Consider the following 11,009-nt stretch of genomic DNA (forward strand, 5'->3'; position numbering starts at 1 on the left):
TCCCCGCCAAACCCTGAACTGGCGAACACCCGCCGAAGCACTCGACAAACTACTGTCAAACCCGCCAACTGTTGCATCGATCCCTTGAACCCGCCCCGCCAAATGTGTTCTGGCCGCCCTCAATGACATCGCCACGAACATGCCGTTCCCGATCCTGGGCGTGGACTCTGACAACGGCTCTGAATTCATCAATGTTCACTTGTTGCGCTGGTGCCGCACGCGCAAGATCACCTTCACCCGAGCGCGACCGGGCAATAAGAACGATGGCTGCCACGTCGAGCAGAAGAACTGGGCAGTAGTGCGCACCATGGTCGGCTACCACCGCTACGACACTGCGGCAGAACTGTTGCTACTCAACGAGATCTGGCAGTTGCAGTCCAAGCTGACCAACTACTTCCACCCTCAGCAAAAACTGATATCCAAGGTCCGCAGAGGAGCCACGGTGTCCAAGAAACACGACCGGGCCACCACCCCGTTTCATCGCGCGATCAACCACCCAGCCATGCCCGTGGAACGCATCGTGACACTGACGCGGACCTACTCCCTCATCAATCCCGCCGCCACTCAACGCCAGGTGCAAGCCCTGACCGCCCAACTGCTCACCATCACCACCACCAAAGCCGGCCCCAGCCCCAAAACCCAGGTCAACAAGCGTGCACGCGCACGTGAGGCAACGAACCCACCTACGCGCGCATCTTGACATGAGGCAACACGCGGCACTGGATGTGACGCCAGTTACCTACCGTGACCAGCGCAAACAAAGTGACCAAAGTTTTTCACGGCGAGACGCGGCGGCAGGCTGAAAGCGCGGCGGCGCAGGCCAGTCGCTGACACCACAGACTCAACCGGCAACGACCGCCCAGCCATGCGGCCCGACCTCGATGTGATCGACAGTTTTCTCGGCAGGTGCCCCTGATCCGGCGACGACTCGCCCGCTGGGCAGGCCAGCGTCGACAAGCGACACGTACAACGCGCGGTCGGAGATATTGAGCGCGACCAGCAGTCGCTGCCCGTCCGCTTCGGCTCGGTAGACGTACTGCTGATTGTCCAGTGTCACGGTGCGGCTTCGTGCGGCATGCAGCCACGGGTGCCGCCGGCGCACGCCTATCAGATGCTGGTGCAGGCGGGAAATGTCGTTGTCGGGTTCATCTGGGCTGCAAGGGAATTCAGGGCGCACCGCATCGTCGCCGCCAAACCTTTCCTCTTTGATGCCGAGCCAGCCCCACTCGTCGCCGGCATAGATGCTTGGGGTACCGCCGACCGTCAGCAGCAGTACCAGCGCGTGCTCCAGGTGCCGCGGGTCGGCGAGTTGGCTGGCGATGCGGGTGACGTCGTGATTGCCGATGAAAGTCAGCGGCGCAAAGGTATCCAGGAACTTGTTGTGCCGCTGCAACGCCCACTCCAGTTCATGGAAGTTGGCGTCGTTGAGGCTGCTCCAGATCGCCTTCCACAGTTCGTACTGGGTCACCGAGTTGTATGTCGCGGCCTCGACATGTGCTGGGTAGTCGCCGTGAATTACCTCGCCGACAAACCAGGCTTGTGGAAAGCGCTCACGCACCCGCGGCAGCACAGCAGCCCAGAACTGGTCCGGCACGGTGTATGCCGCGTCCAGACGCCAGCCGTCGGCGCCGCGGGCCAGCCAGTGTGACATCACCTCGACGGTGTAGTCGGCTACAGCGGGGTCGTCGTGGTTCAGGGCGATCAGTCCGCCATGGCCCTCGAAGGTATCGAAAGTGTTGCCGCGCAACCGGAACCACCCGCTGTGCGGGAAGTCTGGTCCGACGTGATTGAAGACGCCGTCGAGCAAAACTCGCAGACCGCGGCCATGCGCTTCGGCGACCAGGCGGTCGAAATCGCCGTCGTCGCCGAGGCGTGGATCAATCCGGAAATGGTCGGTGGTGTCGTATCCGTGGGTGTGCGAGGCGAAGATCGGCCCAAGGGCCAGCCCGGACGCACCCAACCGCACGGCGTGGTCCAGCCAGTCGACGAGGCGCCCGAGGCGGTGCTCATCGGCGGTTGGCGCGGTATCGGCCGGGTGAGCTCCGACGAAACCCAGCGGGTAGACCTGCCACCAGATGGCGTGCTGGACCCAGTCCGGATCGGTCACGACCGAAACGCCGCCCGGTAGAGCTCCTTCATGGTTTCGGCCAGTTCGGGGGCCGGCCCGGCTGTCGGCACCCTGGGGGCGACGGCTGAGATCGGCAGTGCGGCAACTGGTGCGGGCGCCACACCCCACTCGGTGAGCCAGGAGTTGAGTTGTGCCGACGACGTTGCGTAGACAATCCGGCCAAGACCCACCCAGGCGTGCGCGGCCGAGCACATCGGGCAGTGTTCGCCGGAGGTGTAGGTCACCGCGGTGGCGCGCTGTGCCGGCTCAAGATTCGCTGCGGCCCAACGAGCAATCTCGAATTCGGGGTGCCTGGTGGCATCGCCGCCGGATACCCGGTTGCGGTCCTCGAAAATCACGGTGCCCTGCGCGTCGGTCAGCAGGGACCCGAACGGTTGGTCACCGTCATCGAGCGCCTCTTTGGCGAGTTCGACGCAGCGGTGCAGGTACTGCAGATCGGCGGCGCTGACAGTCATGGGGTGAGCTTACGCAGCAGCACGCAGTGCCAGGTCAACGATGCTGGGCATCCGCGCGGGCGTGGGTGTGTCCGACAACTGGGACCCGGCCTCGACAGCAGACTTAGAACGTGTTCTAGTTCTTGAGTGCTCGAGTACACCAACCAGGACCTCAGCGTTGAGGAGGTGGCGCGGCTGCGCGCGGTTTACGAGCCGTTGACGCAGTCAGTGCGGGAACTCATCGACGCGACTATCCGCACCGAGGTCGACGCCGATGCGGTGGCCGCGGTCAAGGCCGAGATCGACCGTGCCACTGCGAGGCTGCGGATGGACCAGCTCGACGGTCCTTTCGGCGTCCGATTCGGCATCCGTGGCAGCGAAATGCCTTGGGGAAACGCAGTGATCGGGGTCCGCAACCCAATCGCCCCACCGCTGGTGCTGCACCGAGCCGAAGATGGCAGCGTCTCGGCCGACTTCCACCTGGGCGCGGCTTACGAGGGGCCGCCCGGGCACGTGCACGGCGGCGTGTCAGCGATGATCCTGGACCACGTGCTCGGCGAAGGGGCCAGCTTGCCCGGGGCGCCGCGGCTGACCGGGACTATCACCATGCGCTACCGGCGGCTGACTCCGCTGGGCGATCTGCACACCGAGGCGCGGATCGTGCGGGTGGAGGGCATCAAGACTTTCACCGTCGGCCATATTGCCGATGCCGAGGGTGTCACCGTTGAAGCTGAAGGTGTATTCATCACCCCGCGCTGGGCACGGGACTGATGTCTGAAGTCGGTGCAAAGGAGCACTTATGGAAAAGATCATCGTTCTGCTGCGCCGTGAGGCGGCCGACGACGCCTGGTGTGAGCGACTGCGCGGCGCGGTGGCCGACGAACTGCTGGCGCTCGGAGTTCCCGGGCTGACGGTGAACGTCAAAGACGCCCCGGTGCGCGATTCCGTGATGGCGCTGACCACGCTCGACCCGCCGGTGGTCGCGGCCGTGACGCTCTGGAGTCAGCAGTATTACGGGTCCCAGGTGAGCGCGGCGCTGGATCGGTTGCACCAGGAGTGCGCCGGGTTGGCGGCCTATCTGGTCACCGAGTCGGTGCCGATGCCTGGACCTGCGATCAACCCCGGGGCCCGCACCGAAGGCATGGCCAACCTCGCGCTGCTGCGCCGGCCGGACGGGCTCGACGAGCGAGACTGGTTGCGGCGCTGGCATCTTCACCACACTCAGGTGGCCATCGATACGCAGTCGACGTTCGGTTACACGCAGAACACCGTGGTGCGGGCGCTGACTCCGGATGCCCCGCGGGTCGACGCCATCGTCGAGGAACTCTTCCCGATCGAGGCGGTCGGCAGCCTCCAGGCCTTCTTCGGCGCCGCCGACGACGCCGATCTGGCCGACCGGATGACCAAGATGGCGACCAGCGTCGCGGCCTTCGGCGCCAATGAAAACATCGACACCGTTCCCACCAGTCGCTACGTGCTGCGAAACCCTTTCGGAGACAACACATGACCAATCTGCTCAAGATCGATGACACCAACCGGGTCCGTACGCTGACGCTCAACCGACCCGATGCGCTCAACGCGTTCAGTGAGGCGCTGTACGACGCCACCACCGCCGCGCTGCGCGAAGCCGCCGAGGACCCGGAGGTCTCGGTGGTGCTGCTGACCGGGGCGGGCCGGGCATTCAGCGCCGGCAACGACCTGGTCGAGATGCAAGAGATGGTCACCAATCCCGAATATGTGATGGGTAAGTACGGCTTTCTGGGTCTGATCGAGGCGCTGACGGCGTTTCCGAAGCCGCTGATCTGCGCCGTCAACGGAGTCGGTCTCGGTATCGGAACGACCATCCTGGGCTACGCCGACCTGGCTTTCATGTCGACAACGGCGCGGCTCAAGTGCCCGTTCACCAGCCTGGGGGTGGCTTCGGAGGCGGCGTCGTCCTACCTGCTCCCGCGGCTGATGGGCCGGCAGAACGCGGCGTGGCTGCTGCTGTCCTCGGAGTGGGTGAGCGCCGAGGAGGCGCTGCGCATGGGTCTGGTCTGGAAGGTCTGTGAGCCCGACGATCTGCTGCCCGAGGCTCGGCGGCATGCGGAAGTTCTTGCCTCCCGCCCACTTTCGAGCCTGATGGCGGTCAAGCATGCCATGGTCGAGCCGATTCGCGAGGCGATCGTCGCGGCGACCGCGCGGGAATCGGGACAGTTCGCCGAGCTGTTGGGCGGCGCGGCCAATGCCGACGCGCTCAGCGCGTTCGTGGGCCGCAAGGGCTGATCGCGCTCAGCGGGCGCTGTGGTTCAGCTTGCCTTGTGGACGGGGCACTCGGGGCGGGCCGCCTTGATGATGGCCCGTACGGTGAAGCGGCAGCGTCCACAGTCCAGTCCGGCACCGCACTTGGCGGCGACCTCCTTGGATGTGGTGGCGCCCTCGGCGACGATATCGGCGACCGTCTGGCTGGTGACGCCGGTGCACAGGCAAACGAACATCACCGACCGCCGTCTGCGAGGCCGGTGATGATGGGCGAGTGCGCGTGGTGTCCGCCCAAGGTTCCGCCTCACTTCGATCGTGTCGGAAGCCCGGTTAGGCTATCCGTATTTAGTGCAGCCTAACATTAGTAAGGTCAGCCAGTCCATACCGCTTGAGCTGCGCAAATAAATCGCGAAGCGCCGTGGAATCACCGCGCCTGACGGTCTCTGCTGCATTACGGTCGGGTTGGGCACGTTGTGCGTGCCGCGCCAGTGACACTCGACCTGCCCTCAGAAGTGTTTAGGAGCCGCAATGCAAGGCGATGCTGATGTCCTCAAGTTGCTCAACGAGCAGCTGACCAGCGAACTCACCGCGATCAACCAGTACTTCCTGCACTCGAAGATGCAGGACAACTGGGGTTTCACCGAACTGGCGAAACACACCCGTGAGGAATCCTTCGAGGAGATGCATCACGCGGAGGCGATCACCGATCGCATCTTGCTGCTCGATGGCCTGCCCAACTACCAGCGACTTTTCTCGCTGCGCGTCGGCCAGACCCTGCGGGAACAGTTCGAGGCCGACCTCGCCATCGAGTACGAGGTGGTGGCGCGACTCAAGCCGGGCATCATCATGTGCCGTGAGAAGGGCGACGCAACGTCGGCCAACCTGTTCGAGGGCATCCTTGCCGATGAGGAAAAGCACATCGACTACCTCGAGACTCAGCTGGAGTTGATGGACAAGCTCGGCGAGGAGCTGTACTCGGCGCAGTGCGTGTCGCGCCCGCCGCACTGAGTTCATCCTTTGTCGTCGACGGCCTCGCCTCTCCTCGGGCGGGGCCGTCGTCGTCTGGAAAAACTGGAACACGTTCCAGATCTGCTGTCCCGCGCGTAGCATTCGCACCATGAGCCGAATCGGAGAATTCGCCGACGACGACGTCGCCGCTTGGGTACTGAAGTCACCTGACATCGGCACTGCGATGGCGGGTTTCTCGCGCGCGGTATACACCAAGGGCCGCTTGCCTTTACGGGTGCGCGAGGTGGCGCGAGCAGTGATCGCGGCGGACAACGAGTGCGTGACATGCCAGAACACCCGCGACTCCGAGGGTCCGGCAGCCGGCGTTGACGAAGACCTCTACGAGCACGCCGCCGAGTGGCAGACCTGGCCGGGCTACAGCGACCAGGAACGGATTGCCGGCGAGTTCGCGCACCGGTTCGCCACGGACCACACCGGACTGCGTGACGACGAGGATTTCTGGGCTCGGGCCACCGAGCATTTCGATGACGAACTTCTGACCGACCTGGCGCTGTCTTGTGCCATGTGGCTGGGCATGGGTCGCATGCTGCGCACCCTGGACATCGGCCAGGCCTGCAAGATCACGTTGTGATGCTTGGCCGGCCTGTGCCGGCCAAGCCTCAGACCAGCCCGGTCGCGTCGAACACCCAGGACATGTCGGCGGTGATTCACGCGAGGACGTACACGTCATACTTCGCGTCAGCCCGCAGGGCTAGTCAACCGCCCAGTGCCACACCGGGTTTCGGTATGCCGGTGGTCTTAGTCGGGACGTCAAGGCGTTATGCGGGGCGTGTCGCGGCTTGGAACACGGACTGCCACGTCGATGCCTGTTCTTCAGGGGTGCCCCCATGTGGACTGGTCACCAGGGTTGAGGGTGCGGCTGGGCTGTGCTTCCAATGCGGATGTGCCTTAACCACTCTCGTGACGCGAGCTTGTGCGTGGCGGCGGGGATCGATCCGTTGCGGCTGTCCCGGTTCATGGGCACGCCAAGGCGACGACGACGCTGACCGGCTACACCCACCTGTTCGCGGATGACCACACCGCCGTCATTGCCGCGAATCCCAGGACGCCGAAGCCGAGCCGAACCCCGCGCGCTCGCGAGAGCCTGTTCACCGACTGCTTCCGGTTAGGACCCGGCCCCGAGTGAGGGCATAGAAATACCACTTGAGGTAATGCGGCAGCCATTTCATGAGCCGAAACCGCGACTGGCCGGCCGTGCGATCGCGCCACGTCGACGGCACCTCGGTAATGCGGTGGCCGGCGACGTGCGCCTTGGCCGTGACCTCGAGCGTGTATTCGAATCCGCCCGAGCTCTCGATCGGAATCTTGCGAATGACCGACAGACGGTAGGCGCGAAACGCGTTCGTCGCGTCGTGTGTCGGGAGGCCGCCCAGCCAGTAAAGCGATACGCCGGCGAACCGCGAGATCGTTCGCTTGAGGAGCGGTCCGCCGATCTGTTGCCCCCCACGCATATAGCGCGACCCGCACACGATGTCGTAACCCTCGTCGCGAATCAGCCGGACCATGTCCTCAACAACCCTGAGATCATCTGACACATCCGCCATCGACACGATGACGACGTCAGAGCGTGCTGCCTCGACGCCCGCGCGAATCGCATTGATCACGCCCGGTCCGATTGTGTTGCGCACCAACTCAAGACCGGGGTAGTCGGGGGCGAGTTCACGGACCACGGGTACCGTGTCATCCTCGTCGAAGTCGTAGACGATCAGCACCCGTTTCGGGCGCGTCACCGTCGAATAGAGCTCGGCCAGAGCGTTGGCGATATTGGCGCCCTCGTTGTAGACGGGGACGATGAAGTCGACCTCGTCGGTCACTGCGGCCGCTCCGCGACCAGCAGCATTTGTTTGCCCAACAGAAACTGGGCCGGCCGAAAGCGCAAGTACAGCCGAACGAGGAAGGCCCATTGCGGAAGGCGGCTTTTGGTCGTATATGGAAGAAACCGCGCGCGGCACTCGACGACGCGGAATCCGGCGACCTCGAGCGCCTCAGTCATTCCGCGCTCGCTCAGCGGGAGCGTGTGGTCAAAGAAGTCCCAAAAAGCCCCGCCCACAAGTCGCACGTTCGGCTGCATGATCATGATTCGCCCGCCGGGCTTAAGCGCCGTGCGCACATTGGCGAGCACTTTGAGCAACGCGTCAGGGCCGCGAAGATGCTCGAAGACGTTGCTGGCAAACGCCAGATCAACCGTCCCCGGGTCGACGGCCTCCGTGAGGCGTTCGAGCGGAAGCCGGTGCACCTCCACGCCTGAGGCGGCAAACCGTTTCGTGTCAGGGTTGAGGTCGACAGCGATCCGGCGACCGGCATGAATGTTGTTGACAAAGTCGCAGTAGCCGGCGCCCAGGTCGAGGACGCATGCACCGTCGGGCACATAGCGGGCGAAGAACGCCTCGCAGATGACGCGCCACAGCCGCGCCTTGGACTCACGCTCGGCGTCGTGAAACCGTGCCGCGTACAGCCGATCCAGTTCGGCGTTCAGGTCGCCGTACGGTTCGGCCATCAGATGCCCCCTAATTCGATCTGGTGCTCGATCCACGGGATGATCTCGTCGAGCGCCTCATCGAGGGACGTCATGGCCTTGAAACCCAGGACGTCCATTGCCTTTTGGACATCGGGCACCCGCCGCTGCACGTCGTAGGGGAACGGGTCATCGGTGACGAGCCGCAGTGGCACGTCGCCCTTGATTTTGCGCCAGATCGCCTCGGCGAGCTCGAGCACGGTCGTTGACGTCGCGGTCGAAAGGTTGAAATCCTCATTGCGCGCTGAATCGGATTCGATGGCCAGCCGTATGCCGCGGGCGAGGTCGCCACCATAGGTGTAGTGCCGGACCTGGCTGCCGTCGCCGAGAATATGCAGCGGATCCTGCCCCTTGCGAACCTTTTGGACGAGGTCGGGAACGACGTGGCTCATCGCCAGCCGGACGTTACCCGACATGATCTCGCGGTCACACAAAGCGCGCTTCTCACCCACACCGATGCAGTTGAACGGCCGCACGATCGTATACGGCAATTCGTATTGCTCCCACGCGCCCTGCGCAAAGTACTCGGTGGCGAGCTTTTGGAAACCATAGGTCGAGTGCGGCGGCGGGCAGCCGCGCTGCTCGCCCTCCGGGGTGGGATAAGTCGACGTACTCTCGTAGACCATCGACGATGATACGACAGTGATCTTGCGCAAGCTCGCGTTGCGGTGCGCCCAAATCGCCGCATCGAAGGTCGCCGCCGTGATCCGCTCATTCTCGGAAAGCAGGTCGTAGGCGAGCTCATGGAACAGCGAAATGCCGCCGATGATCGCCGCGCCGGCGACCAGATGATCGCAGCCAGCGAGTAGGTCCTTTAGCAGCGCAACGTCTTTCGCATCGCCCTCGATGCCGGTGTAGCTCGGATTCGTGTCGAACGCCCGCTCGACGGCCCCGTACTTGGAGTAGTTGTCAAGCCCGACTACTTCATACCCATGGACGAGCAGTTCCTCGATGAGGTAGCCGGCGATGAAACCGGCCGAGCCCGTGACGAGAACCTTCACGTAAGCTGCGCTCCCTTTCCGAAGAAGTTCCACACATCAATGACCGGCTTGTCATCTGGGATCACCAGCGACCGATAGTCACTGTGCGGTGCCCCAAGGACGAGCACATCGGAGCGCTCGAGTGCCTCGTCGAGTGTGACAAACCGCGGGTCGCTCACGTACGGATCGGTGCATACGACGGCAGCAGCCTCATACTCAAGGATCTTGCGAAGTTTGTACGAAAGCGATTCTCGCGAGTCGTCGATGTCTCCCTTGAACGCCATGCCGAGAATGCCAACCGTCAACTGCTGCAGCGGGTATCGCAATTTCATGTGGTGGACAACGTAATCCGGAAGTCCCTCGTTGACGAGCATCGCCGCGTGTCCGAGTGAGAACCTGGACTCCGTCGCCGCCGCGAGCTGCATGGTGTCCTTGAAAAGACACGGCCCGGCCGCGAACCCACCCTTGGGCAATCCGGCCATTCTCGGGTAATCGCGCGTGAGCGCGTCATAAATCCGGTAGAAGTCCAGGCCGAAATCGGTTGCGATCATAAAGAACTGATTAGCGGTCGCGAACTGGATATAACGCCACACGTTGGCGAAAATTTTCGTCAGCTCGGCCTCGACCGGCCGCATCGGAATGATCGACGGAGCGATTCGGGCGAATAGGTCGGTGGCCACTCTGGTCGCCTCGCCGTCACACCCCGCGACGATTTGTGGTAACTCAACGAGTTCCCGCATGGCGTATCCCTGCGCAATCCTCTCCGGACAGAACGCCACATGTACGTCCCGACCCGCAGCGCGCATGAGCTTGTCGACTCTTTCGGTCGTCCCGGGATAAATCGTGCTGCGAAGGATCAGGCACTGGCCGTCCACCAAATACGGCATCAGGTCGACGAAAAAACGATGGATTTTGTTGAATTTGGGGTTGAGATGCTCGTCCACCGGCGTGCCGATAACCACAACGACGGTACGTGATCTCGAGACGAGCGTCGGGTCATTGTCGACGATCAGGTTCTTGTTGATGACCTCGGCGAGCATGGGCTCCGCCTTCTCCTCCATGAAGGGCATCCGTCCCGACCGAACCGTTTCGACGGCACTCGTGTCGATGTCATCGATTGCGACCCGTAGTCCACGATGTGCTATCACGATGGCCAGCGGCAGCCCGACATGCCCGCAACCGCCGACCACACAAACGTCGAACTCGAATTCCGACGATTCCGACGATTCAGACGATTCAGTGGATGACCCCATGGTTTTCCCTCCGAGTTCGGGCTAAGCAGAGCACGATCCAGATCGGTCGACTTGGCGCCGCGACACCGGCGTCGAGGTCACATTCGTTTGTTACACGGCGGCTGGATTCGACGGATTGGCTTCTTAGGGAAGAACCGCTGGTCGATGAGTTTTCATATCCTCGGACCCCCGTTTTCTAAGCGTCCACTTAGATGCGCACAGCATATTGCTCACGCCAGCCTCGGATGTCCAGTTTCCGCAGATTGATGATGTCATCGTGTGCGAGACGAAGGTCAGGAACCGGTTTAGACTAGTCACCCCGTAGGGCAGGCATGGGCAGCGCAAGTGACGACGCATGGGTCTGCTGCACGATCAGGTGACAGTTTTCTCACGCGGCTTGTCTGGCCGGTGCGGTCATGATTGCTTCGAATTCGATCGGGGTCAACCGGC

Annotated in this window: 12 protein-coding genes and 1 pseudogene; 6 read left to right on the forward strand and 7 right to left on the reverse strand. The window is 63.1% G+C overall.

Translation table 11 applies throughout. The features are described from left to right. Positions 1–76: 76 nt before the first annotated feature. Positions 77–700, forward strand: a pseudogene (locus tag M2432_RS27555) (transposase); the annotation flags it as partial. A 141-nt stretch (positions 701–841) separates the two neighbouring features. Here M2432_RS27555 and M2432_RS27560 read toward each other — a convergent pair. Together M2432_RS27560 and M2432_RS27565 are read right to left on the reverse strand one after the other, a co-directional pair. Continuing rightward, a complete protein-coding gene (locus M2432_RS27560; protein WP_280830030.1) occupies positions 842–2,107 on the reverse strand; it encodes an alpha-amylase family protein in 1,266 nt (421 codons plus the stop codon). After that, the gene (locus M2432_RS27565) at positions 2,104–2,583 is read right to left on the reverse strand and encodes a nucleoside deaminase (RefSeq protein WP_280830031.1); all 480 of its coding nucleotides are present in this window, start codon (positions 2,581–2,583) and stop codon (positions 2,104–2,106) included. Before M2432_RS27565 ends, M2432_RS27560 begins: the two co-directional genes overlap by 4 nt. Before the next feature lie 126 nt (positions 2,584–2,709). On the opposite strand from M2432_RS27565, the gene M2432_RS27570 reads away from it, so the two are divergent. From M2432_RS27570 to M2432_RS27580, 3 genes are read left to right on the forward strand one after another with little or no spacing between them, the layout of a single operon-like run. Continuing rightward, positions 2,710–3,333 (forward strand): PaaI family thioesterase, encoded by a 624-nt coding sequence (locus tag M2432_RS27570; RefSeq protein ID WP_280830032.1) that lies wholly within the window; start codon positions 2,710–2,712, stop codon positions 3,331–3,333. Positions 3,334–3,361: 28 nt separating this feature from the next. Then, a complete protein-coding gene (locus tag M2432_RS27575) occupies positions 3,362–4,069 on the forward strand; it encodes an EthD domain-containing protein (RefSeq protein ID WP_280830033.1) in 708 nt (235 codons plus the stop codon). Continuing rightward, on the forward strand, positions 4,066–4,827 hold the full coding sequence (locus M2432_RS27580) for an enoyl-CoA hydratase-related protein (protein ID WP_280830034.1): 762 nt from the start codon (positions 4,066–4,068) through the stop codon (positions 4,825–4,827). The genes M2432_RS27575 and M2432_RS27580 overlap by 4 nt, the downstream gene beginning before the upstream one ends. Before the next feature lie 23 nt (positions 4,828–4,850). Here the strand turns inward: M2432_RS27580 and M2432_RS27585 are convergent, their stop codons facing one another. After that, positions 4,851–5,039: a (2Fe-2S)-binding protein gene (locus M2432_RS27585; RefSeq protein WP_280830035.1), complete on the reverse strand. Its 189-nt coding sequence runs from the start codon at positions 5,037–5,039 to the stop codon at positions 4,851–4,853. A 292-nt stretch (positions 5,040–5,331) separates the two neighbouring features. Here M2432_RS27585 and bfr point away from each other — a divergent pair, with 292 nt between their 5' ends. Next, on the forward strand, positions 5,332–5,811 hold the full coding sequence (gene bfr, locus M2432_RS27590; RefSeq protein WP_280830036.1) for a bacterioferritin: 480 nt from the start codon (positions 5,332–5,334) through the stop codon (positions 5,809–5,811). Positions 5,812–5,920: 109 nt separating this feature from the next. Then, positions 5,921–6,403 (forward strand): carboxymuconolactone decarboxylase family protein, encoded by a 483-nt coding sequence (locus M2432_RS27595; RefSeq protein ID WP_280830037.1) that lies wholly within the window; start codon positions 5,921–5,923, stop codon positions 6,401–6,403. A gap of 517 nt (positions 6,404–6,920) precedes the next feature. Here the strand turns inward: M2432_RS27595 and M2432_RS27600 are convergent. Genes M2432_RS27600 through M2432_RS27615 form a run of 4 tightly spaced genes read right to left on the reverse strand, consistent with a single transcriptional unit; the run spans position 6,921 to position 10,580 of the window. Beyond that, positions 6,921–7,646, reverse strand: coding sequence for a glycosyltransferase (locus tag M2432_RS27600; RefSeq protein ID WP_280830038.1), 726 nt, complete (start codon positions 7,644–7,646; stop codon positions 6,921–6,923). Beyond that, positions 7,643–8,329 (reverse strand): methyltransferase domain-containing protein, encoded by a 687-nt coding sequence (locus M2432_RS27605; protein ID WP_280830039.1) that lies wholly within the window; start codon positions 8,327–8,329, stop codon positions 7,643–7,645. The genes M2432_RS27600 and M2432_RS27605 overlap by 4 nt, the downstream gene beginning before the upstream one ends. Further along, complete coding sequence (locus M2432_RS27610; RefSeq protein WP_280830040.1) at positions 8,329–9,348, reverse strand: NAD(P)-dependent oxidoreductase; 1,020 nt, start codon at positions 9,346–9,348, stop codon at positions 8,329–8,331. Before M2432_RS27610 ends, M2432_RS27605 begins: the two co-directional genes overlap by 1 nt. Continuing rightward, positions 9,345–10,580, reverse strand: coding sequence for a nucleotide sugar dehydrogenase (locus M2432_RS27615; protein ID WP_280830041.1), 1,236 nt, complete (start codon positions 10,578–10,580; stop codon positions 9,345–9,347). Before M2432_RS27615 ends, M2432_RS27610 begins: the two co-directional genes overlap by 4 nt. Positions 10,581–11,009: the final 429 nt, after the last annotated feature.

Source organism: Mycobacterium sp. OTB74, assembly GCF_029892685.1.
GTDB lineage: Bacteria > Actinomycetota > Actinomycetes > Mycobacteriales > Mycobacteriaceae > Mycobacterium.